Source organism: Rhodanobacter thiooxydans, assembly GCF_030291135.1.
Taxonomy (GTDB): Bacteria; Pseudomonadota; Gammaproteobacteria; order Xanthomonadales; family Rhodanobacteraceae; genus Rhodanobacter; species Rhodanobacter thiooxydans_A.
Genome location: NZ_CP127409.1, coordinates 733,754 through 756,311, shown reverse-complemented (window position 1 = coordinate 756,311; position 22,558 = coordinate 733,754). Strand labels below are relative to the sequence as shown.

Genomic DNA, 22,558 nt, shown 5'->3' with positions numbered 1-22,558 from the left:
CGCTCGATGCCTGCGCCGGGTGTTCGTACCGCAGGCGCTGGCGCGGCCCCTTCCGGCGCTTCCCATGCATTACCGCCCGAGTATCGCAATCCAACGCGTAGCGCCGCTTCTTACCCTGGGGGCGCTCCGGATGCGGGCACCCGACGCAGCGCGACGGGCTTCGTGTCGAATCAGGACACGACACAAAACCGGCGCGCTGATGCCGGCATTCCGGGCCCGGGCTTACTCTTCCTTGAAACTGGTTACCGTCTTGCTTGTTTCGAGGCTGGGGTTTTTGGAATGAATGAGGATGGCAACGCCATACTTCTCAAGATAGCCATAGCGCGCGATGCCTATCACGACGCCATTGACGTTCAAGGAATGACATTCCACGTCGTGCGCCGAGCCTTGAATCATCGGATTTATCTGCGAGGCCGGATAGGATTTGCCAGCCGAACAGTCGTAGCGGACCTCGATCGTTGCCGAACCAGGCATGTTGGTGGTCTCGGTCGCCGCATAGGAAAAATGCGAACCCTCGACCGAGCCATCAATGTGGCTGACGCTGATCATGTCAGCAATGGGCGGCATGGTCGTGGCATTCACCGAAATGCCTTGGGCGCGCAGCGCCATGACACCTCTATAGTTCAGCGCGAAGAAATAACTCTGCTCAAAACCATTCAATTTCGTCACGCCCACCTGCCTGACAAAACCATTGCCGGCATTCTCGTAAATGCTCTCCGACTCGGATGAAACCGGCACTGCCACACCCATCTTGTCGACCACGACCTTGGATTCGATGCTTATGCGCTTGAAGCCGACCGACTTCGCGCCGTGCTGCGTTATGGCGTCGAAAACGTTCTTCGGCAGCGTATCAGGCGAATACTGATGATGGAGGTAAGCATCCTTGTCATGCAGTGCAACGGCGACCGAGTTGGTCGGGTCTTGAGCAGGAACTCCCATGCCTTGCGCAAAAGCCGTCGACATGGGCAGTACCACGACCAAAGCCGTAAAAATATTCCTTGCGACGAAATCCATCCTTTTCCCCTGATTTTCAACTTGCATTCCTGGCCATCCGGAACGAAGCCAGCTGCAGAGGCCTGGTTGCGGACCTCCACTCCCCTTGCACCGGAATGGGACACAAAAACCGGTCCGATCATCATGCACGACGCTCTGCGAACCGTGCAAGATCATTGCAAATAAATCGCATACCGAAAGCTACGACCGGCTGAAAATCCGATCGATGTTTCGTATTTATTTGCGACGCCGCGTTGAAAATCGATTCGCTACTCGACGTTTCCGGCTTGCAGCTTCATGCGCCGTATTCGAGTTTGAACGACAGGTACAGTACCGCCGCAGCAAAAACCCCGGCCACGACGTCATCCGCCATCACGCCCATGCCGCCCTTCACGCGCCGGTCCAGCCAGCGAATCGGCCACGGTTTCCACACGTCGAACAGGCGGAACAGCACGAAGCCGCATGCGATCGCCCACCACGGTGCGGGCAGCACCAGCAGCGGCAACAGCGCGATCCACTGGCCGATGAATTCATCCCATACCAGGCTGCGGTGGTCATCGACGCCGAGCGCACGGCCGGCCACGTTGCAGGCCCACACGCCAACGGCAAAACCGGCCAGCAGCACAACCAGGTAGATCGGCAACGGCAGTTCACGCAGCAGCAGCCACGGCAGCAGCGCGACCAGCGAACCGAACGTACCCTGCGCTACCGGCGCCAGGCCCGAACCAAAGCCGCAAGCCAGCCAGCCCGCCGGCGTGGCCAGCAGGGCGCGCCGCTGGTCCGCGCTGAGGTGCTTCTTTGCGCTCACGCGAAATGCTCCCAGCCCGCTCGGTCCATCGCCAGCCACGAGCCATCGGTGGCACGCACACGCACACCTTCGCCTTCCACGATGCGGCCGATCTTCGTGGCGCCGCAGCCGAGCCGGGCCAGGCCGGCCTGCAGCTCGGCCACGCGGGCGGCCGGCACGGTGAAGCACAATTCGTAGTCGTCGCCGCCACTCAGCGCGAAGTGCAGCGCGGTGGCGTCGTCGTACAACTCCAGCAGCGCCGACGAACGCGGCAGCAAGGCGGCCTCGATCTCCGCCGCGACGCCGCTGGCAGTGCAGATGTGGCCCAGGTCGGCGAGCAGGCCGTCGGAGACGTCGACGCAAGCCGTAGCCTGCCCACGCAACGCCGTGCCGACCGCCAATCGCGGCGTCGGCCGGTTCAGCCGCTCGATCAGGAAGCCGCGCAGCCCGGCACGACCGTCGTCGTCGCGCGGCGGGTACTGCAGGGCATGCAGGCCGGCGGCCGCGTCGCCCAGCGTGCCGGTCACCAGCACGGTATCGCCCACCCGTGCGCCGGCGCGGGTGAGCGCCTGGCCCGGCGGCACGAAGCCGTGCACGGCCACACTGATCGTCAACGGCCCGCGAGTGGTGTCGCCACCGACCAGGGCCAGGCGGTGCGGCTGCGCCAGCTGCGCGAAGCCTTCGGCGAAACCCTCGACGAAGGCCGCGTCCGCGCTGGGCAAGGTCAGCGCCAGCAGCGCCCAGGCCGGGCTCGCCCCCATCGCGGCCAGGTCGGACAAATTTACTGCCAGCGCCTTCCAGCCGATGTCGGCCGGCGCCGTGCCGCGAGGGAAATGCACGCCCTCGACCAGGGTGTCGATCGCCACCGCGAGCTCCTTCCCCGATGGTGGCGCCAGCACCGCGGCGTCGTCGCCGATGCCGATGCGCACGTCGTCACGCGGCTGCGCGGTAAGTTCGCGGAGGCACTCGATCAGGCGGAATTCCATGGCGGCGCGGCTAGCGGGTAAACACCAGGGTGGGGCTGTCGTGATAGCTCGACGACTGCCACAGCCGGAAGCCGGCCTTCTCCGCCACGCGGATCGAGGCGCGGTTGTCCGGCGCGATGATGCAGACCGCGCGCAAGGTCGGCCGGTGCTGCTCCGCCCAGCCGATCGCGGCGGCCACGGCTTCGCTCGCATAGCCCTTGCCGTGCGCGTGCGACGCCAAGACCCAGCCGAACTCCAGCATGCCGTCCAGCGACGGTTGCAGGTTGCGCCTGAAGTCGGCGAACCCGATGTCGCCGATATAGCGCCCGGTGGACTTCTCTTCCACGGCCCAGTAGCCGTAGCCCAGCACGCTCCACAGACCCATGAACTGCAGGAATCGACGCCAGACTTCTTCCGCGGTCAACGGCCGGCCACCGATGAAGCGGGTCACCTCTGGATCGGACCAGATCGCGACGCGTTCGGCGTGATCATCGACACGATGCGCTCGCAACCGCAGGCGCTCGGTGTCGAGAACAGGAACGAGGAACGGCGGCTCCGCGCCGCTCATCAGCCGCGCTTCTCGACCGCGCGCAACTCGCCGGCCAGCTTGTCCAGCACGCCGTTGACGTAGCTGTGGCCATGGTCGGCGCCGAAGCGCTTGGTGACCTCGATCGCCTCGTTGATGATCACCCGGTACGGCACGTCCGGACGGAACTTCAGCTCGTACGCGGCCAGCCGCAGCGCGGCGCGCTCGATCGGATCGACCTGCGCCACCTCGCGGTCGAGGTGCGGGCGCAGGGCTTCATCCAGAGCGTCGACGTTGTTCTCCACGCCGTGCAGCAGGTCCTCGAAGTAGTCGAGGTCGGCCACTTCCATGTCCTGCTCATGGCGGAACTGGTCGATCACCGCATTCATGTGGCTGCCGCTCAACTGCCACGCATACAGCGCCTGCAGCGCACGGCGGCGGGCGCGCGAGCGCGCGGCCAGGTCGATGCCTTCGGGACGCGTGTGCATCACAGCTTGCCGTACAGGTTGACCATCTCGAGCGCGGCGATCGCGGCGTCGGCGCCCTTGTTGCCGGCCTTGGTGCCCGCGCGCTCGATCGCCTGCTCGATGCTGTCGGTGGTCAGCACGCCGAACGCCACCGGCACGCCGGAGCTGTAGGCGGCCTGGGCCAGGCCCTTGGCGCATTCGCCGGCGACGTAGTCGAAATGCGGCGTGGAACCGCGGATCACCGCACCCAGCGCGATCACCGCGGCGTACTTGCCGGAGTTCGCCAACTTGTGCGCGACCAGCGCGATCTCCCACGCACCCGGCACGCGGACCAGCTCGATCGCGTCGTCCTTCACGCCGTGGCGCACCAGCGCGTCGCGTGCGCCAGCCACCAGCGGTTCCACGACGAAGCCGTTGAAACGGCCGGCGACGATGGCGAAACGGCCTTTCGGGGTGGCGAAATCGCCTTCGATGGTCTTCATTGCGGATTTCCTTGATGGGGCGCGCGGCCCATGCAGATCGGCCATTTTACGGGTTTGTCCGCCGGACTGCTCGCGCAGGCTCCCTCCGGCAGCGGGAGCCAGGGCGTCAGGACTGAGGTGGCAAGTGCGGATAACCGCTGAAATCCAGCTGCGCCTTGCCGCCAGCGACCCGCAGCCGTGCCGGCGCGCCGAACGGCAGGGTGAACTTGTCCGGCTCGTGGCCGATCGGCAGGCCGTCGATCACCGGCATCGCGCTGGCGCGGCGGATCTGCGCGAAGCTGTCGGCCAGGTCGTAGCCGTTGTCGTAGCTGCTGGGCCGGCACTGGCTGAAATGGCCCAGCAGCAGCGCACGCTGGCGCCCCAGCACGCCGGACAGGTGCAGCTGATACAGCATCCGCTCGATCCGGAACGGCGGCTCGCCGATGTCCTCGACGAACAGGATGCCGCCGTCGATCCCGCGGCCATCGATGCCGGGGAAGTACGGCGTGCCGAGCAGGCTGCACAGCACAGCCAGGTTGCCACCCCACAGCGGGCCCTCCACGTCGAGGTCGGCGTCGGATGCGGTAGTCCACTCGACCTGCGTTGCCGGTGCGCGCACGGTGTCCCAGAAATGCCGCCAGGTGAATTCGCTGAGCGTCTCGGCGCCGAAATCGGCGCCGAGCATCGGGCCGCTGAAGGTGCACAGGCCGCTCTTTGCATGCAGTGCCAGCTGCAGGGCGGTGAAATCGCTGTGGCCGACCAGCAAGGTGTTGCCGCCGCCGAGCCGTTCGCGCAAGGCGTCGTAATGCAGCTGCGCCAGCAGGCGGGTGGCGCCGTAGCCGCCGCGGATCGCCAGCGCGATATCCGGCAGTTCGTCCAGCGTGGCCAGCGCATTGAGGTCGCCGGCCCGCTGCGCGTCGCTGCCGGCGTAGCGCTGCTCGCTGCGATCGAGCACCTCCAGGCTGCTCAATACGCAACCGGCCTCGCGCAAACGCGTCACGCCGCGCGTCATCGCGGCGCGATCGTGCGGGTAACCGGAGGGAGCGATCAGGCGGATGCGGGTTTCAGGCATGAGTCGATCATACGGTGCCGAAGCAATGGTTGCAGGGCGGCGTCATGGCGAATCGGAGCCGCTTCGCAGGGCAGTCACCGCCCCCGCCCTGCGTCAAGCACAAGACAAATGCAAAGGCCGGCGGGGAGTGCCCACCCTGCGCAGCAGGAGAGGTTTCACACGTATTCGACCACTTCCAGCCCGAAACCGCCCAGCCCGACCATCTTGCGCGGCGTGCCCAGCACGCGCAGGCGGCGCACGCCGAGGTCGACCAAAATCTGCGCGCCGAGACCGAGCTGGCGCCATTCCTGCTGCTGCGCTTCTTCCGGCGCCTGCGTGCCGGGCTGGCGGTTGAGCCGGGCCAGCAGCGCCTCGGGGGTGTCCTCGCCGGACAGCACCAGCAGCACGCCGCGATCCTCGTCGGCGATGCGTCGCAAGGCCGAGGTGACGGTGAGGCCGAGGTCGTCGCGTTTCAGGTGCAGCACGTCAGACAGCGTATTGCGCACATGCACGCGGGTCAGCACCGGCGCACCGTCGTTGACCTTGCCGCGTACCAGCGCGTAGTGCAGGCCACGGCGGATCGCGTCGCGGTAGGCGACCAGGCGGAACGAGCCGAACTCGGTGTCCACGTCTTCCTCATGCACGCGCTGCACGGTCTTCTCGGTCTCCAGGCGATAGCGGATCAGGTCGGCGATGGTGCCGATCTTCAGACCGTGCTTCTGCGCGAAGATCTCCAGTTCCGGCCTGCGCGCCATCGAGCCGTCCTCGTGCAGGATCTCGATCAGCACCGCCGACGGCTCCAGTCCGGCCAGCGCGGCCAGGTCGCAGCCGGCCTCGGTGTGTCCGGCGCGGGTCAGCACGCCACCGGGTTGCGCGGTGAGCGGGAAGATGTGGCCCGGCTGCGACAGGTCCTGCGGCTTCGCGTCCGACTTCACCGCCACCTGGATCGTGCGTGCGCGGTCGTGCGCCGAGATCCCGGTGGTGACGCCCTCGGCCGCCTCGATCGAGACGGTGAAGTTGGTGTGGTAGGCCGAGGTGTTGTCGCTGACCATCGGGCGCAGGCCGAGCTGGCGCGTGCGCTGCTCGGTGAGGGTGAGACAGAGCAGGCCGCGCGCCTCGCGCACCATGAAGTTGACGTCCTCCGGCCGCACCATCTGCGCAGCCATGATCAGGTCGCCCTCGTTCTCGCGGTCCTCGTCGTCGAGGATGACGACCATGCGGCCGGCGCGGAGGTCGTCGAGGATGTCGGGGATGGAGTTGAAAGCCATGGGTATTCCTTTGAGGAAGATGTTCCCCCTCCCCTGCTTGCGGGGGAGGGTTGGGGAGGGGTTCGCTCTTGATCCTGAAATCAAAAGCCCTACCCCCTCCCAACCTCCCCCTGCTTCGCAGGGGGAGGAGCCGGGAGATCAGGCAAAGCCGTGCTGCTTGAGGAACGCCTCGTCCAGCCTCGGCGTCTCGCCGCTGGACAGCAGCCGCTCGATGTAACGCGCCACCACGTCGACTTCGATGTTCACCGCATCGCCCACGCGGCGCGCATGGAATGCGGTGTGCTCGACCGTGTGCGGGATCAGGTTGACGCCGAAGCGCGACCCGGCGACCTCGTTGACGGTGAGGCTGGTGCCGTCGATGCAGACCGAGCCTTTCGCCGCGATGTAGCGCGACAGCGCCGCCGGCACTTCGAAGGTCCAGCGCTGCGAGCGGCCATCGGGCGTGATCGAAACTACCTTGCCGAGGCCGTCGACGTGACCGGAGACCAGGTGCCCGCCTAGCCGGTCGGCCAGGCGCAGCGCCTTCTCCAGGTTCACCGGATCGCCGGCCTTCAGCTGGCCCAGCGAGGTCAGCGACAAGGTCTCGTTGGAGACGTCCGCGCTGAAGCCGCGCGGCTCCAGCGTGATCGCGGTGAGGCACACACCGGACACGGCGATCGAATCGCCCAGCTGCACGTCGGCAAGATCGAGGTCGGCGGTATCGACGGCCAGCCGCACGTCGCCGCCGCGCGGTTCGAGCCGTGCGACGCGGCCCACGGACTGGATGATGCCGGTGAACATCAGCGCACCTCCGACCGGAGGGTGATGGACTGCATGATGGCGATGGCTTTCATGAAACGTATCCCGCATGTTGTGAGCGAGTACGCCTCAAGGCATGAGGCCTGGCACGCGCCGTGAAGCGCCCGCCGTGCCGTCTTCTCTTTATCCGGACTGTGAGGAAGCGGTCGTCCGCTTCCAACCGTCGGCTCCGGAATCCGACCGGATCTGCTGACCTTCCGGCATGACCGGAAGCGCTCACGGGCTCGCCCCAAACCGTAAAAACCGGGGCCTACCGCCGGTGGGGAATTTCACCCCGCCCTGAAGACGCTATGTAGTGTTTGCCGGCAAGGCCGGCCGACGCAGTCTAGCACCGCCGTCACGCCGGCTCGCGTGCCACCGTGGCGGATGCAGCGTTCGCCGGGGCGCACACCCGAATGGCTCACGCCGGGCGCAGCTGCAGCCGCCAGTCGGCACCGAGCATGCGCTGGTCGACCACCTGCAACTGCCAGCGCCGCGCCATCTCGTCGAGCGTGGGCAGCTGCAGCAGCGGGCGGGCGCTGTCACCCAGCAGCAGCGGGGCGATGTAGAGCAGCAGCTCGTCGACCAGGCCGGCGGCGAGCAGCGCGCCGCACAGGATCGGCCCGGCCTCCACGTGGACCTCGTTGCAGCCGCGCCCGGCCAGCAGGGCCAACACCGCGCGCAGGTCGAGCACATCGTCCTGCGTGGCCAGCACCATCCGCTCGACCTGCGTGAAGCGCCCATCGTTGCAGGAGGCCGCCGCCCCGTGCAGCAGCAGGGTTGGCGCCGAACCGTCCAGCACGTGGCTGCCGGCCGGCGTGCGCAGCTGGCGGTCCAGCACGACGCGCAGCGGCGGCATGAACGTCGCGGCGTCGGGCCAGCGCACGGTGAGCCGCGGGTCGTCAGCCAGCACGGTGCCGCTGCCGGTGAGGATCGCCGAGCTGCGCGCGCGCCAGCGCTGCACGTCGGCGCGCGCAGCCGCACCGGTGATCCATTTCGATTCGCCGCTGGCCAGCGCGGTGCGCCCGTCCAGGCTCATCGCCAGCTTCAGCCGCACGAACGGACGGCCGCGCTCGATCCGGCTGAAGAAGCCGCAGTTCAGCTCGCGCGCCACTTCGCGCATCAGGCCGGATTCGACGGCGATGCCGGCGGCGCGCAGCTTGCCGATGCCGCGGCCGTCGACCTGCGGGAACGGATCCTCCGCCGCGATCACTACCCGTGACACGCCGGCGGCCACCAGAGCATCGGCGCACGGCGGCGTGCGTCCATGGTGCGCACATGGCTCCAGCGTCACGTAGGCAGTAGCGCCGCGCGCGCGCCCGCCCGCTTCGCGCAGCGCGTATACCTCGGCATGCGGCTCGCCGGCGCGCTGGTGAAAGCCGGTGCCGACCACCTCGTCGCCGCGTGCGATCACGCAGCCCACGCGCGGGTTGGGCTGGGTGGTGAACAGGCCGCGTCTGGCCAGGCGCAAGGCGTGCGCCATGTGGGCGTGGTCTACCGCCGAAAAAGAGTCGGTCACGATGCCGCGCCCCTGGCTGTCACTTGCCTTCGCGTTTGCCGCCGCCCAGCAACGGCAACTGCAGTTCGGCCAGCCCGGGAAGGTCGCGCTCCAGGCGCTCGATCTCCTCGCGGAACGCGTGCACGTCCTCGAACTTGCGGTAGACCGAGGCGAAACGCACGTAGGCGACCTGGTCGAGGTTCTTCAGCTCGCGCATCACCAGTTCGCCCACCTGGCGCGACGGCACCTCGCGCTCGCCGCTGCGGCGCAGGTCGTTGACGATGGCGCGTACCGCCGCGTCCACCGCGTCGCTGGTCACCGGCCGTTTCTGCAGCGCGCGCTCGAAACTCACCCGCAGCTTGCGCTCGTCGAACGTCTCGCGCCGCTCGCCGCTCTTCACGACCGTCGGCAGCTTCAGCTCGGCCGTCTCGAACGTGTTGAAGCGTTCACCACATTGCTCGCACTCACGACGACGACGCACACTGCTGCCGTCCTCGGTCAGCCGGGAGTCGATGACGCGGGTGTCTTCGTGCTGGCAGAAGGGGCAATGCATTTTTTACGGAATTCGGGATGGGAATTTGGGGTTTCGGAAAAAGCACAAGCTCACGGAACCCGGGACTCTTCCGAATCCCGACTCCCCAATCCCTGCACCTCAGCCATACACCGGAAACTTCCGGCACTGCGCCGTCACCGCCTCGCGCACGCGGGCGATCACCGCCTCGTCGTTCGGCGCGTCCAGCACATCGCAGATCCAGTTCGCCAGTTCGGTCACGTCCGCTTCCATGTAGCCGCGGGTGGTGACGGCCGGGGTGCCGACGCGCAGGCCGGAAGTGACGAAGGGCTTGCGCGGGTCGTTCGGCACCGCATTCTTGTTGACCGTGATGTGCGCCTTGCCCAGCGCTTCCTCAGCGGCCTTGCCGGTGACCTCGCGACCGATCAGGTCGACCAGCATCAGGTGGTTCTCGGTGCCGCCGGAGACGATCTTGTAGCCGCGTGCGATGAAGGTCTTCGCCATCGCCTTGGCGTTCTTCACCACCTGGGCCTGATAGGTCTTGAACGCAGGCTCCAGCGCCTCCTTGAACGCCACCGCCTTGGCCGCGATCACGTGCATCAGCGGGCCGCCCTGGATGCCGGGGAACACGATCGATTGCAGCTTCTTCTCGATCTCCTCGCCGGCACCCTTGGCCACGATGATGCCGCCGCGCGGGCCGCGCAGGGTCTTGTGGGTGGTCGAGGTGACCACGTGCGCATGCGGCAGCGGGCTGGGGTAAACACCCGCGGCGACCAGGCCGGCGACGTGCGCCATGTCCACGAACAGATACGCGCCGACCTTGTCGGCGATGGCGCGGAAACGCGCCCAGTCCATCACCTGCGAATAGGCGGAGAACCCGGCCACGATCATCTTCGGCTGGTGCTCGACGGCGAGGCGCTCGACCTCGTCGTAGTCGACCAGGCCGTTCTCGTCGACGCCGTACTGCACCGCGTCGAGGATCTTGCCGGAGAGATTCACCTTGGCGCCGTGGGTGAGATGCCCACCGTGGGCCAGGCTCATGCCGAGAATCTTGTCGCCCGGCTGCAGCAGCGCGAAGTACACCGCCTGGTTCGCCTGCGAGCCGGAGTGCGGCTGCACGTTGGCGTAGTCGCAGTCGAACAGCTGCTTCAGCCGCTCGATCGCCAGCTTCTCGGCGACGTCCACGTACTCGCAGCCGCCGTAGTAGCGCTTGCCCGGGTAACCCTCGGCGTACTTGTTGGTGAGCTTGGAGCCCTGTGCTTCCATCACCCGCGGGCTGGCGTAGTTCTCCGAGGCGATCAGCTCGACGTGATCTTCCTGGCGCTGGCCCTCGTCGGCGATGGCCTTGGCCAGTTCGTCGTCGTAACCGGCAATCGTGCAGTCCTTGGGGAACATTCTGGCCTCGGCAGGTGATGGGGGATTAGCCGGAAAGTGTAGCGCTGCCGGGCGTTTGCGGCCACCGCCGGGCGGACCCGGGCGGCGGCATCGGCGCAGGGCCACAAGCCGCTATAATGCGCGGTTTGACGAATTCCCTTTCCGTGCCGACCCAAGCAGGCGGTGCGGCGCACGCCTTCGGAGGTTGCATGAGCTCGCAGTACATCTACACCATGAACGGGGTCAGCAAGATCGTCCCGCCGAAGCGACAGATCATCAAGGACATCTCGCTCAGCTTCTTCCCCGGCGCCAAGATCGGCCTGCTTGGCGTCAACGGCGCGGGCAAGTCCACCGTGCTGAAGATCATGGCCGGCGTGGATACCGACTTCCAGGGCGAGGCGCGCGCACAACCGGGCACCAAGATCGGCTACCTGGCGCAGGAGCCGGACCTGAATCCGGCAAAGACCGTGCGCGAAGTGGTTGAGGAAGGCGTCTCGGTGATCCTCGACGCGCAGAAGCGGCTGGAAGAAGTCTACGCCGCCTACGCCGAGGACGGCGCGGATTTCGACAAGCTGGCCAAGGAACAGGAGCAACTGGAAAACCTGCTCGCCGCCAACGACGCCCATGCGCTGGAGCGCCAGCTGGAAGTGGCCGCCGACGCGCTGCGCCTGCCGGCCTGGGACGCGATCATCGGCCCACTGTCCGGCGGCGAGAAACGCCGCGTCGCGTTATGCCGCCTGCTGCTGTCCAAGCCGGACATGCTGCTGCTGGACGAGCCAACCAACCATCTGGACGCCGAGTCGGTGGACTGGCTGGAGCAGTTCCTGCACGACTATCCGGGCACCGTGGTGGCAGTCACCCATGACCGCTACTTCCTCGACAACGCCGCCGAGTGGATCCTCGAACTCGACCGCGGCCGCGGCATCCCGTGGAAGGGCAACTACACCGAATGGCTGGAGCAGAAGGACGCTCGCCTGAAGCAGGAAGCCAACACCGAGAAGTCGCGCCAGAAGGCCATCGCGAAGGAGCTGGAGTGGGTGCGTTCAGCCGCCAAGGGCCGCCAGTCCAAGGGCAAGGCCCGCCTGGCCCGCTTTGAGGAGCTGAACTCGGTCGACTACCAGCGCCGCAACGAGACCAATGAAATCTTCATCCCGCCGGGCGAGCGGCTGGGCCAGGAGGTGATCGAGTTCAAGAACGTGACCAAGTCGTTCGGCGATCGCGTGCTGATCGAAGACCTGTCGTTCAAGGTGCCGCCGGGCGCGATCATCGGCGTGATCGGCCCGAACGGCGCGGGCAAGTCCACCCTGATGAAGATGATCATGGGCAAGGAGCAGCCGGACACCGGCGAGGTAAAGCTGGGCCACACCACCAAGCTGGCTTATGTCGACCAGTCGCGCGACGCGCTCGACCCGAAGAACAACGTGTGGCAGGAAGTCTCCGGCGGCTCGGACATCCTCACCATCGGCAACTTCGAGATCCAGTCGCGCGCCTACATCGGCCGCTTCAACTTCAAGGGCACCGACCAGCAGAAGATCGTCGGCAGCCTGTCCGGCGGCGAACGCGGCCGCCTGCACATGGCCAAGACCCTGCTGCAGGGCGGCAACGTGCTGCTGCTCGACGAACCGTCCAACGATCTGGACGTGGAAACCCTGCGCGCGCTGGAAGACGCGTTGCTGGAATTCCCCGGCTCGGCGATCGTGATCTCGCATGACCGCTGGTTCCTCGACCGCATCGCCACCCACATCATCGCCTTCGAAGGCGACTCGCACGTCGAGTTCTTCCCCGGCAACTACAACGAGTACGAGGCCGACAAGAAGCGACGTCTCGGCGACGAGGGTGCGCGGCCGCACCGCGTGAAGTACAAGAAGCTGGCCTGACGCCCCTGCTCCCTTCCCTGCTTGCAGGGAGGGTTGTGACCGAAGGGAATCCCTTGTGGAGGGTGGGGTCGCTCTCCGTCATACAAGATCAAGAGCCTCACCCCCTCCCGACCTCCCCCTGCGATGCAGGGGGAGGAGAAGATCACGGAGACCTCGATGCACTTCATGCAATCACTCCAGCAGGCCTGGGCCCGCAACGACTCACTGGTCTGCGTCGGCCTCGATCCGGAACCGGCGAAATTCCCCGCGCACCTGCGCGACACACCCGACGCGGTGTTCGCGTTCTGCGCCGCCATCGTCGACGCCACGGCGGACCTCGTCTGTGCGTTCAAGCCGCAGATCGCGCATTTCGCCGCGCTGCGCGCCGAGGACACGCTGGAGCGGCTGATCGCGCACATCCACGCGAAGCATCCCGGCGTGCCGGTGATCCTCGACGCCAAGCGCGGCGACATCGGCTCCACCGCGCAGCACTACGCCAGCGAGGCATTCGAGCGCTACCGAGCCGATGCGGTGACGCTGAACCCCTACCTCGGCCGCGACTCGATCCAGCCCTTTCTCGACCGCGCCGACAAGGGCGTGATCCTGCTCTGCCGTACCTCCAACCCTGGCGGCGCGGATTTCCAGGCGCTGGATTGCGGTGGCATGCCGCTCTATCTGCGTGTGGCCGAGACGGTTGCACGCGAGTGGAACGGCCATGGCAACTGCGCGCTGGTCACCGGCGCCACCTGGCCGCAGGAACTGGGCAAGGTGCGCGCACTGGTCGGCGACATGCCGCTGCTGGTACCCGGCATCGGCGCGCAGGGCGGTGACGTGGAAGCGGTGCTCAAACACGGTCGCACGGCGGACGGCAACGGCCTGCTGATCAGTTCGTCCCGCGCGATCCTCTATGCCGGCCGCGACGAGGATTTCGCGGCGACCGCGCGCGCCGCCGCCCGTGAATTGCGCGACACCATCAATCGCTGCCGGCGCGGCTGAGCGAGTCTCGCACCGGCACCGCGGTCAGCCCGCCGCCGTCTTCGCCGCCTGCAGCGTCTTCGTTTTCAGATCCAGCGTGTCGGCCGCATCCAGCAGCGCCCGCGCGAAGCTGCGCACCTCGGCGGGACGCAAGGCATACCAATTGCCGCTCTTGCCGGCCTCGTCCAGCTTGCGCCCCGCACGGGACACGCAATGCGGCCGGAAGATCACCATGCCAGTCAGCGCTTCCGAGCTGATGTCCGCCGAGACGATCTGCATGTGCGTTTCATCTTCTTTCTTCACCGAATTTCTCCCGGGCAGACATCCGCCCTCAAGCAGCTTACGCCACCGCAAGTTCAGGGGGTGTTTCCGCGTGCATCAGCAGCCCGCACAGCCGCGGTAAGCTGTGCGAGCTGCGCGCATCCACGGCAGGTCGCGTCGCGACTGCCCGGCGCAGCTTCCCCAACCCGGCAAGGAAGACAACGCATGTCCGAACAGACCGACGTCCGCGTGGAAGACTGGAACCGCTTGCAGCGGGAAGTAGCGCGTTTGCGCATCCTGGTGATCATCGCCCTGCTGGCGGTGATCGCACTGGCTGCCATGTCATGGCTGCGCAAACCAGACACACCGACCAGGGCGGACCCGATTCTCCGGGCACAGGGCCTGGTGATCACCGATGCGCAGGGGCACGACCGCATCCTGATCGGCGCACCGGTACCGGCCAGCAAGGATCGCCTGCGCAAGGACGATGCCTCCGACGGCATCATCTTCCTCGGCGCAACCGGTGCGGACCGCTTCGCCCTCGGGCAAATGCCCGCACCCTTCATTGGTGGCAAGAGCTACAAGCGCATCGGTGATGGTGACAACTACGGCTTGACGCTGTACGACACGAAGGGCAATGAGCGCGGCGGCATGGGCTACATGGGCATGGGCCGTGCCGTGTTCGGACTGGACCGGGCCACTCCACCCTACGATGCGATCGGCATGATGGTCGACGACAAGGAAGGCTTTGCCGGGATGATCATCAACTACGGCGATCCCAAGGCGAAGGACACCGGCATCGAATTGGGCACCGATACCAACAGCGCCCACATCAAGCTCAACGGCAAGGACGGCCTCCCGCGCGCGCAACTGGACCTCGACGGGACGAACAAGCCGGCGTGGCGGTTCGACGACGCGGAATCGGCAGCCAAGGCCGCACAGGATCAAAAGCACTGACGACAACAATGCCCTTGCGCAGCCAGCGGCTGCACAAGGGCATCAGTCGGCCACGATGCGCACCGGCAAGCGTGGCCCGGCGGCAACCGGGGTGGTCAGCCCACCACCTCAACACCATGCCAGAACGCCACGCGACCCTTGATCTGCGCGGCGGCATCTTTCGGTTGCGGGTAGTACCAGGCCGCTTGCGGATTGACCGCATCGCCGACAACCAGGTCGTAGTAACTCGCCGTGCCCTTCCATGGACAGACACTGTGATGATTGCTGTCGCGGAAATACTCGCGTCGGAGCGAGTCGGCAGGGAAATAGTGATTGCCCTCGACCACCACCGTATCGTTGCTCTCTGCGAGCACGGCGTCATTCCACGTTGCGCGCATCAGCCGTCTCCATGTTTTGGCCCGGAAACAGCACCTCGGTGTAGCCAAACTTGCTGAAATCGGTGATGCGCGACGGGTACAGCCGACCAATCAGGTGGTCGCACTCGTGCTGCACCACGCGGGCGTGGAAGCCTTCGGCGGTACGTTCGATGCGCGCTCCCTTCGGGTCGACGCCTTCGTAGCGAATCAGCGTGTAGCGGTTCACCGCGCCGCGCAGGCCGGGCACGGACAGGCAGCCTTCCCAGCCTTCCTCCATGTCCTGCGACAGCGGCGTGATCACCGGGTTGAGCAGGATCGTGCGCGGCACTTCGGGGGCGTCGGGGTAGCGTTCGGAATGCTCGAAGCCGAAGATCACCAGTTGCAGGTCGACGCCGATCTGCGGCGCGGCCAGGCCGACGCCGCCGGCGGCCTGCATGGTCTCGAACATGTCGGCGATCAGCGCGTCGAGCTCGGCGCTGCCCAACATCGCGGTGGGCACCAGCGGCGCGATGCGCAGCAGACGCGGATCGCCCATCTTGAGGATTTCACGGATCATGCGCTGCCTCGTCGTCGGGAAGGTCACGGCCTGCGATGGTGCCCGCTCCTGCGTGAACGCCGGCCGCCCGCTCAGCGGCTGCCGAACACCTTCTTCAGCAGGTCGGTGGTGCGCGCGCCCGGGTTGTGGCGGATCGACTGTTCCTGCTCGCCAATGGTGGTGAACAGGCCGTCCAGGGTCTTCGCCGTCACGTAGTCGTCCAGGTTCAACGGGCTGCCCGACGTCTTGCTGGCGGATTTTCCACCCAGCGCACTCAGCGAGCCCAAGGCACCGCCCAGAACACCGCCGCCGCTGCCGGAGGTGAACGCCTTGTACTTCTGGGTGACGCCGACGCTGTCGGTGGCCCTGGCCACGATCGGATGGATGCGCGCGGTCAGTGCGTCGCCGGCGACGCGGCGGAAGAAGTCGGTGGCCGCGTGGTCGCCGCCGGTGAGGATGCCGCGCGCGTCATCCAGGGTCATCTTGCGGATCGCGTCGCCGAAGATCTCGGCCACCTGCGGCACCGCCTTCTCGGCCGCGCGGTTCATGCTCAGCTCGAACGCATCGACCCTGGCGCCCTGGCCCAGCTCACGCGCCAGCTTGCCGGCCTGTTCGAGCTTGCCCGGCAGCGGGATGCGTACCTTGCTGTTGTTCCAGAAGCCGCCGTCGCGACCGAGGCTGTTGATCGCGTTGGTGGTGCCCTTGGCCAGTGCCTCCTTGAGGCCGGCGGCGATGTCGCTGGTCGGCAGGTTGCTGCCGAGCTGAGATGAACTGGACGCATGCGTCGACTGCTTGACCTTGTTCAGCAGGTCCTTGAACTGACCGGAACCGGTGGCCGTCAGCGGCAGCGCGGCGACCGTGAGGGCGAGGCTCAGCAAACCGTAGCGAACCGCGATGCGCATGACGAATTCCTTGTGGCCGGCGGGGCGGCCAGTGTAGCGCCGCCGCCTCGTCACGGCGTGACGAGGCGGACCTCGCTATTCGACCAAAGGCTAATGCCGATTGGCCGGTTTCGGGATTGACCATCGCGGCCGGCGGGATGAATCTTGCAGCACTGTCCAGGAGAACCCGCCCATGCAAGCCGCCGTCATGCCCAAACCCAGCCCGGCCAGCAAGATATTGTGGGTCGCCATCGCCATCGTCGGCGCGTTCTGCCTGGGCGTGGTGGCGCTGCGCCGGGGCGAGCCGATCAACGCGATCTGGCTGGTCGCCGCGTCGATCGCCATCTTCGTGATCGGCTACCGCTTCTACGGCAAGTTCATCGAGCACTCGGTGCTGCGGCTCGATCCCACCCGCGCGCCGCCCTCGGTGCTGCGCAATGATGGCCTGGACTACGTGCCCACCGACAAGTGGGTGGTGTTCGGCCACCACTTCGCCGCGATCGCCGGTGCCGGCCCGCTGGTCGGCCCGGTGCTGGCCGCGCAGATGGGCTACCTGCCCGGCACGATCTGGATCCTGTTCGGCGTGGTGTTCGCCGGCGCGGTGCAGGATTTCATGATCCTGGGTCTGTCATTGCGCCGCGACGCGCGCTCGCTCGGCCACATGCTGCGCGAGGAGCTGGGCCCGATGCCCGGCATCGTGGCGATGATCGGCGTGCTGGTACTGATGATGATCGTGCTGGCGGTGCTGGCACTGGTGGTGGTCAAGGCGCTCACGCACAGTCCGTGGGGCACCTTCACCGTGGCCGCCACGATCCCGATTGCGTTCCTGATGGGCGGTTACATGCGCTGGTTCCGCCCGGGCCGGATCCTGGAAGTGTCGATCATCGGCCTGGTGCTGCTGCTGGCCTCGATCTGGGTCGGCCGTTACGTGGCCGAATCGGCCACGCTGGCGCCGCTGTTCGACTTCGACGCCAAGGCGCTGGCCTGGTGGCTGATCGGCTACGGCTTCTGCGCCTCGGTGCTGCCGGTGTGGCTGCTGCTGGCGCCGCGCGATTATCTGTCCACCTTCCTCAAGATCGGCACCATCGCGCTGCTGGCGCTGGCGATCTTCCTGTCCGCGCCGATGCTGCAGATGCCGGCGGTGACGAAATTCATCGACGGCACCGGCCCGGTGTTCGCCGGCAACCTGTTCCCGTTCCTGTTCATCACCATCGCCTGCGGCGCGGTCTCCGGCTGGCACTCGATCATCGCCTCGGGCACCACGCCGAAGCTGCTGGCCAACGAAGGCCAGGCCCGCCTGGTCGGCTACGGCGGCATGCTGATGGAGGCGTTCGTGGCGATCATGGCGCTGGTCGCCGCCGCCTCGCTGCACCCGGGCGTGTACTTCGCGATGAATGCGCCCGGCGCGATCATCGGCACCACCGTGCAGGACGCGGCCACCACGATCAGCCAGTGGGGCTTCGTGGTGACCCCGGATGAATTGATCCAGACCGCCAAAAACATCGGTGAGGGCAGCATCCTCAGCCGCGCCGGCGGTGCGCCGACGCTGGCCGTGGGCATGGCCCAGCTGCTGCACAACATCCTGCCCGGCGGCGGCATGATGGCGTTCTGGTACCACTACGCGATCCTGTTCGAAGCGCTTTTCATCCTGACCACGGTCGATGCCGGCACCCGCGTGGGTCGCTTCATGATCCAGGAGATCGCCGGCCTGATCCACAAGCCGCTGCAGGAAACCGAATCGTGGACCGGCAACCTGCTGGCCACCGCGATCTGCGTGGCGCTGTGGGGCTACTTCCTGTACCAGGGCGCGGTCGATCCGCTCGGCGGCATCAACACGCTGTGGCCGCTGTTCGGTATCGCCAACCAGATGCTGGCCGCGATCGCGCTGATGCTGGCTACCGTGGTGGTGGTGAAACTCAAGCGCGAGCGCTACGTGTGGGTGCCGGGCATCCCGGCGCTGTGGCTGATCATCTGCACGCTCACCGCCGGCTACGAAAAGCTGGTCGGCCCGATCAGCTTCACCGCCGCCGCCAACAAGTACGCGGCCGCGATGCAGCAGGGCAAGCTGCTGGCGCCGGCCAAGACCCAGGCCGCGATGCAGCAGATCGTCACCAACAACTACGTCGACATGGTGATGACCGGCCTGTTCATGGTGCTGGTCGTGGCGATGGTGATCTTCTGCCTGCGCGCCGCGATCAGGGGCTGGCAGACCAACCACCCGACCGCGCACGAGGAACCGTACGTGGCGCTGGGTAGCGTGGCTGGCTGAGGACGAGGCGATGAACGCGAACTTCCAGTCCGTGCGCAAGTGGGCGGTGCAAACCGCCCGCCTGTGCTGCGGCGTGCCCGACTACGACGTCTACGTGAAGCACCTGCGCGAGCACCATCCCGAACGCGAGGTGCCCAGCTACAAGGAGTTCTTCCGCGAGCGGCAGGAAGCGCGTTACAAGGGCGGCGGCGGACGCTGCTGCTGAGCATTCGCAAGCCCCTCTGCTGTCACGGGAGGGGTGAGCGCACCGGAATATCTGCCAGTGCGGCCACGGTTCGCCGCCGCGCCGCGCTCAGGGTTTGCGCGCCACGACGATCTGGCTGATCGGCATGAACTCGTCCAGCTGCCGCTTGAGCTGCTGTCCCTGCGGCATGTCCAGCAGTGTCTGCCAGGCGGCGGTCCAGTGATCGAGCACCGGATGGGCGGGGTCATACAGCTCCACCTGGCAACCCCAGAACAGCGCCCACCAGATCGACCAGAAGAAGCCGTGCTGGGTGTGCTCCATCACCACCAGGCCGGCGTCGCTGACCCACCGAGCCAGCTCATCGCGATCGATCACCCGCAGCGCGCCACCGGGTTGCCCACGGTATTCCGGCGGCAACACCTTTTCCTGCAACCCCTCCTGCAGCGCGCCGGGTACGCTGAGCAGGTAGATGGCGCCGGAAGCACCGATCCGCACCAGCTCGGCCAGCACTTGTTGCGGATCATCCACGTGCTGCAACACCTCGGTGCAGATCACCCGCGTGGCCATGCCATCGTCCAGCGGCAGCGGGTTCGCGTCACTGACCAGCGCGGCGTGCGTGCCGCGGCCTTCGACGCTGAGCCGGGCGCGCACCTCGCGGATCACCTGCGGCTCGCGGTCGATGGCGTAGACGTGGGCGCCGTGGCGCGCGCAGAACACGCTGTTGACGCCGGCACCGCAGCCGACGTCCACCACCACGTCACCGGCACCGATCGGCATGCCGCGGAACAACTCGCCGCTGTCCTCGCGATACCAGCCGCCGAGTTTCGCGTCACGCAGGCCGACGGCCGACGGGCCGTGCGGCATGGCTTCGTCCGCGGCCGTGGCGACGGCAGGGGAATGCTCGACGGGATGCGACATGGCTGGCCTCCGGAACGGGAAAACGGTCACATCGGGCGCAGGCTCGCTTCCTGGTCTCCCGTGAGCGACTCCGGCTCGCCCACCCGATGCACGTAGTCTGGCAGCTTGATGCGAGATAGCGGCATGGAGGATAGTGAATTCACGCCAGCCGTCCCTGGCTTCCCGCTTTCACTGCCGCACGGCGGCAACGCATCGAGTGCGGGCCAGGCGTCCGCTGCCCCGTACGGCCATGACATCTCCCACAGGCCGTTCCGCCCCGGATCGGCGACAATACGGACTGCTCAGCCAATCACCACCCGATGTCCATTCCCGAATCCACCGGCGCCCCCGCGGCAGTCGCGTCCGGCCAGCACCATGCTGGCCTGCGGGTCATCGCCATCTACGAAATCGTCAAGACCGTCTGCCTGGTCCTGGTGGCGATGGCGGCCTTTCACCTCGACCGCCAGCAGAACTTCGAACAACTGGTGCACTGGCTGGAACATCTCTCGCTGGCCGACAGCAACAGCCTGCGCTGGAAGCTGGTCGGTCTGCTGCAGGATTTCGGGCCCAGCCGGTTCGTGGCGGTCGGTGTGGTCGCGCTGGGCTACGCCGTGCTGTTCGGTATCGAGGGCGTCGGCCTGTGGCGGGGCAAGTACTGGGCCGAGTGGTTCACCGTGATCGCCACCGGCTCGCTGATCCCGCTGGAACTGTACGAGACCCTGCACCGCTTCGGCTGGCTCAAGCTGGCCACCCTGGTCGGCAATGTGGCAATCGTGGTGTACCTGGTGCGCGTGGCGCTGCAGACGCGAGCGGCACGACATGCATCGAAGCCTCACACCTCGTGATGCGCCGCCTCGGCGGATAGCGCCGCACGTCGCGGCATCAGCTCGACCAGGTACATCGCCGCCAGGATCAGCCCGCCGCCGGCGAGCATGCGCCAGCTGATCACGTCGCTGCCCAGCAGCACCGCGAACGCGGCGGCGAACACCGGTTCAGTGGTCATCACGATGGCGGCACGCGCGGCAGGCAGGTGCGATTGCGCCCAAGTCTGCATCAGCATCGCGCCGGCGCCGGCGACCAGCGCCATGTACAGCACGGCGAACCAGGCGCCGCGATCGGGCGGCAGCATCGGCCCGTGCGGTGCGGTGGCGAGCAGGCAGACCGCGGCGATCGCCACCATCTGCACCGCCGACAGGCCGAACGCCTCGCCCTGCCGCGACCACTGGCCGAGCAGCACGATGTGCAGCGCGTACAGCGCCGCCGAGGCCAGTGTCAGCCACACGCCGAGATCCACCGAGACGCCGTTGAGCGACAACAGCGCCAGCCCCGCGGTGGATAGCGCCACCGCCAGCCACACCACGCCAGCCATGCGCTGGCCGAGCAGCAGCAACGCCAGGATCGGCGTGAACACCACGTACATGCCGGTGGCGAAACCGCTGACGCTGGGCGCGATCAGCGACAGCCCCCAGGTCTGCAGCAACTGGCCGATGCCGTAGATCGTGCCCAGCAGCAGGCCGCGCGCAACCTGTCCGCGGCCGAGCCGCCATACCGGCCGGGCGAACAGCACCAGCATGGCCATCGCGGCGATCACGAAGCGCACGGCCAGGAAATCCGCCACCGGCATGCGCCCGATCACATCCTTGATCAGCACGAAGGTGGAGCCCCACACGGCGGTCATCGCCAGCAGGCCAAGGGTGGCGAGGAGGGAGGTGGTGCGTGCGTTCATGGGGCGGGAAGTGAATGGAGAGGAGTGAGGAGCGAGAGAAAGGCAGCGGCGCCACGTAGCGGTTTTTCCTTCGCTATTTTCCCGTTTCTCCTCACTCGCTCCTCGCCTTCCGCCGCAGCAACTGCCGCGGGATCTGCAGCACGAAATGCCCCCAGATGCCCAGCCACACCACGCCGGCGGTCAGCGGGTTGCGCGCGGCCGGGTCGTGCTTGCGGAACCAGCGCCACATGCCGCGGTGCTTGTGCCGGCTGACGAACACCGGGCGGTGCCGGCTGGAGCTGCCCTTGCCGTGCAGCACGCGCACATCGCCGGCCAGCAGCACCTGGTAGCCAAGGTCGCGCACGCGGCGGCACAGGTCCAGGTCCTCGCAATGCAGGAAGTAGTCCTCGTCGAAACCGCCCAGACGCTGGAACATCGCGCGCGGCATCAGCATCAACGCACCCGAGACGGCCTCGGCCTCGATCGTCTCGGCCGGAATCTCCCGCTCGATGTTGACCTTCTCGCCGGCGCGGCCGAACAGGCTGTTGAGCGCCCGCTGCAGCAGTGGATCGCGCCGCCACGAGGCCGGATCGGGGCGACCGTCGGCATCGCACACCACCGCACCGATCAGGCCGGCCCGGGGCCGGCCGGACAGCAGGTCCAGCAAGCGCTGCAGGTCGTCCTGCAGCAACAGGCAATCGGGGTTGAGGATCAGCAGCGCCTGGCCATGTGCCTGCTTCGCGGCGAGGTTCGCCGCCGGGCCGAAGCCGAGGTTGCGGTGGTTGTAGATCACCTGCAGCCGCGTGTCGTGCACATGCGCGCGCTCGATCGCCTCGGGCACGCCGTCGTGCGAATCGTTGTCGACCAGGATCAACTCCAGCGGCAGCGTGCTGGCCAGCACGCTGCGCACGCATTCACGCAACGTCGGGCCGCTGTCGGCGGACACCACGATCACGCTGAGCGCCAGCGCGAACGGCGAGCGATGGGAAGCGGGGATAGTCACG

Annotated in this window: 25 protein-coding genes and 1 riboswitch; of the genes, 6 read left to right on the top strand and 19 right to left on the bottom strand. The window is 67.0% G+C overall.

The window, feature by feature from the left end:
- Window positions 1–222: 222 nt before the first annotated feature.
- From QQA13_RS03270 to glyA, 12 genes are all read right to left on the bottom strand, one after another.
- Window positions 223–1,014 carry a hypothetical protein gene (locus QQA13_RS03270; RefSeq protein ID WP_108472706.1) on the bottom strand — a complete coding sequence of 264 codons (792 nt, stop codon included), beginning with the start codon at window positions 1,012–1,014 and terminating at the stop codon, window positions 223–225.
- A gap of 274 nt (window positions 1,015–1,288) precedes the next feature.
- Window positions 1,289–1,801, bottom strand: coding sequence for a phosphatidylglycerophosphatase A family protein (locus QQA13_RS03265; protein ID WP_108472705.1), 513 nt, complete (start codon window positions 1,799–1,801; stop codon window positions 1,289–1,291).
- Window positions 1,798–2,766, bottom strand: coding sequence for a thiamine-phosphate kinase (thiL, locus tag QQA13_RS03260; protein WP_108472704.1), 969 nt, complete (start codon window positions 2,764–2,766; stop codon window positions 1,798–1,800). Before thiL ends, QQA13_RS03265 begins: the two co-directional genes overlap by 4 nt.
- Before the next feature lie 10 nt (window positions 2,767–2,776).
- Entirely contained in the window at window positions 2,777–3,313 is a 537-nt protein-coding gene (locus QQA13_RS03255) for a GNAT family N-acetyltransferase (RefSeq protein WP_108472703.1), read from the bottom strand.
- Complete coding sequence (gene nusB / locus QQA13_RS03250; RefSeq protein WP_108472702.1) at window positions 3,313–3,759, bottom strand: transcription antitermination factor NusB; 447 nt, start codon at window positions 3,757–3,759, stop codon at window positions 3,313–3,315. Before nusB ends, QQA13_RS03255 begins: the two co-directional genes overlap by 1 nt.
- Window positions 3,759–4,220 carry a 6,7-dimethyl-8-ribityllumazine synthase gene (ribH, locus tag QQA13_RS03245; protein ID WP_108472701.1) on the bottom strand — a complete coding sequence of 154 codons (462 nt, stop codon included), beginning with the start codon at window positions 4,218–4,220 and terminating at the stop codon, window positions 3,759–3,761. The genes nusB and ribH overlap by 1 nt, the downstream gene beginning before the upstream one ends.
- Before the next feature lie 106 nt (window positions 4,221–4,326).
- The gene (gene ldcA, locus QQA13_RS03240; RefSeq protein WP_108472700.1) at window positions 4,327–5,271 is read right to left on the bottom strand and encodes a muramoyltetrapeptide carboxypeptidase; all 945 of its coding nucleotides are present in this window, start codon (window positions 5,269–5,271) and stop codon (window positions 4,327–4,329) included.
- A gap of 155 nt (window positions 5,272–5,426) precedes the next feature.
- The gene (gene ribBA, locus QQA13_RS03235; RefSeq protein ID WP_108472699.1) at window positions 5,427–6,518 is read right to left on the bottom strand and encodes a bifunctional 3,4-dihydroxy-2-butanone-4-phosphate synthase/GTP cyclohydrolase II; all 1,092 of its coding nucleotides are present in this window, start codon (window positions 6,516–6,518) and stop codon (window positions 5,427–5,429) included.
- Between the two features lie 138 nt (window positions 6,519–6,656).
- Window positions 6,657–7,298: a riboflavin synthase gene (locus QQA13_RS03230; protein WP_108472698.1), complete on the bottom strand. Its 642-nt coding sequence runs from the start codon at window positions 7,296–7,298 to the stop codon at window positions 6,657–6,659.
- Window positions 7,299–7,426: 128 nt separating this feature from the next.
- Window positions 7,427–7,607, bottom strand: a riboswitch (FMN riboswitch).
- A 109-nt stretch (window positions 7,608–7,716) separates the two neighbouring features.
- Complete coding sequence (ribD, locus tag QQA13_RS03225) at window positions 7,717–8,778, bottom strand: bifunctional diaminohydroxyphosphoribosylaminopyrimidine deaminase/5-amino-6-(5-phosphoribosylamino)uracil reductase RibD (RefSeq protein ID WP_108472697.1); 1,062 nt, start codon at window positions 8,776–8,778, stop codon at window positions 7,717–7,719.
- 55 nt (window positions 8,779–8,833) lie between these two features.
- On the bottom strand, window positions 8,834–9,346 hold the full coding sequence (gene nrdR, locus QQA13_RS03220; RefSeq protein ID WP_108472696.1) for a transcriptional regulator NrdR: 513 nt from the start codon (window positions 9,344–9,346) through the stop codon (window positions 8,834–8,836).
- Window positions 9,347–9,445: 99 nt separating this feature from the next.
- On the bottom strand, window positions 9,446–10,699 hold the full coding sequence (gene glyA / locus QQA13_RS03215; RefSeq protein ID WP_108472695.1) for a serine hydroxymethyltransferase: 1,254 nt from the start codon (window positions 10,697–10,699) through the stop codon (window positions 9,446–9,448).
- Window positions 10,700–10,887: 188 nt separating this feature from the next.
- Between glyA and ettA the strand changes: the two genes are divergently transcribed.
- Window positions 10,888–12,555: an energy-dependent translational throttle protein EttA gene (ettA, locus tag QQA13_RS03210; RefSeq protein ID WP_108472694.1), complete on the top strand. Its 1,668-nt coding sequence runs from the start codon at window positions 10,888–10,890 to the stop codon at window positions 12,553–12,555.
- Window positions 12,556–12,711: 156 nt separating this feature from the next.
- Window positions 12,712–13,530: an orotidine-5'-phosphate decarboxylase gene (gene pyrF / locus QQA13_RS03205; RefSeq protein ID WP_108472807.1), complete on the top strand. Its 819-nt coding sequence runs from the start codon at window positions 12,712–12,714 to the stop codon at window positions 13,528–13,530.
- 24 nt (window positions 13,531–13,554) lie between these two features.
- Here pyrF and QQA13_RS03200 read toward each other — a convergent pair whose 3' ends face one another.
- A complete protein-coding gene (locus QQA13_RS03200; RefSeq protein WP_108472693.1) occupies window positions 13,555–13,788 on the bottom strand; it encodes a hypothetical protein in 234 nt (77 codons plus the stop codon).
- A gap of 207 nt (window positions 13,789–13,995) precedes the next feature.
- Here QQA13_RS03200 and QQA13_RS03195 point away from each other — a divergent pair, with 207 nt between their 5' ends.
- Window positions 13,996–14,727: a hypothetical protein gene (locus QQA13_RS03195; RefSeq protein WP_108472692.1), complete on the top strand. Its 732-nt coding sequence runs from the start codon at window positions 13,996–13,998 to the stop codon at window positions 14,725–14,727.
- A 95-nt stretch (window positions 14,728–14,822) separates the two neighbouring features.
- On the opposite strand, the gene QQA13_RS03190 is transcribed toward QQA13_RS03195, so the two are convergent.
- The 3 genes from QQA13_RS03190 to QQA13_RS03180 form a co-directional block, all read right to left on the bottom strand.
- Window positions 14,823–15,080 carry a DUF427 domain-containing protein gene (locus tag QQA13_RS03190; protein ID WP_234411380.1) on the bottom strand — a complete coding sequence of 86 codons (258 nt, stop codon included), beginning with the start codon at window positions 15,078–15,080 and terminating at the stop codon, window positions 14,823–14,825.
- Between the two features lie 4 nt (window positions 15,081–15,084).
- A complete protein-coding gene (gene def, locus QQA13_RS03185) occupies window positions 15,085–15,639 on the bottom strand; it encodes a peptide deformylase (protein WP_108472690.1) in 555 nt (184 codons plus the stop codon).
- A gap of 71 nt (window positions 15,640–15,710) precedes the next feature.
- Window positions 15,711–16,520: a DUF4197 domain-containing protein gene (locus QQA13_RS03180; RefSeq protein WP_108472689.1), complete on the bottom strand. Its 810-nt coding sequence runs from the start codon at window positions 16,518–16,520 to the stop codon at window positions 15,711–15,713.
- A gap of 172 nt (window positions 16,521–16,692) precedes the next feature.
- On the opposite strand from QQA13_RS03180, the gene QQA13_RS03175 reads away from it, so the two are divergent.
- On the top strand, window positions 16,693–18,768 hold the full coding sequence (locus QQA13_RS03175; RefSeq protein ID WP_108472688.1) for a carbon starvation CstA family protein: 2,076 nt from the start codon (window positions 16,693–16,695) through the stop codon (window positions 18,766–18,768).
- A 10-nt stretch (window positions 18,769–18,778) separates the two neighbouring features.
- On the top strand, window positions 18,779–18,973 hold the full coding sequence (locus QQA13_RS03170) for a YbdD/YjiX family protein (RefSeq protein ID WP_108472687.1): 195 nt from the start codon (window positions 18,779–18,781) through the stop codon (window positions 18,971–18,973).
- 87 nt (window positions 18,974–19,060) lie between these two features.
- Here QQA13_RS03170 and QQA13_RS03165 read toward each other — a convergent pair whose 3' ends face one another.
- Window positions 19,061–19,870 carry a class I SAM-dependent methyltransferase gene (locus tag QQA13_RS03165; RefSeq protein ID WP_108472686.1) on the bottom strand — a complete coding sequence of 270 codons (810 nt, stop codon included), beginning with the start codon at window positions 19,868–19,870 and terminating at the stop codon, window positions 19,061–19,063.
- A gap of 299 nt (window positions 19,871–20,169) precedes the next feature.
- Between QQA13_RS03165 and QQA13_RS03160 the strand changes: the two genes are divergently transcribed.
- Complete coding sequence (locus QQA13_RS03160; RefSeq protein WP_108472685.1) at window positions 20,170–20,694, top strand: DUF2127 domain-containing protein; 525 nt, start codon at window positions 20,170–20,172, stop codon at window positions 20,692–20,694.
- On the opposite strand, the gene QQA13_RS03155 is transcribed toward QQA13_RS03160, so the two are convergent.
- Both QQA13_RS03155 and QQA13_RS03150 read right to left on the bottom strand, forming a co-directional pair.
- On the bottom strand, window positions 20,682–21,575 hold the full coding sequence (locus QQA13_RS03155) for a DMT family transporter (RefSeq protein WP_108472684.1): 894 nt from the start codon (window positions 21,573–21,575) through the stop codon (window positions 20,682–20,684). The two genes, QQA13_RS03160 and QQA13_RS03155, sit on opposite strands and share 13 nt — an antisense overlap.
- Window positions 21,576–21,666: 91 nt before the next feature.
- Window positions 21,667–22,551: a glycosyltransferase family 2 protein gene (locus QQA13_RS03150; protein WP_108472806.1), complete on the bottom strand. Its 885-nt coding sequence runs from the start codon at window positions 22,549–22,551 to the stop codon at window positions 21,667–21,669.
- Between the last annotated feature and the right edge of the window lie 7 nt (window positions 22,552–22,558).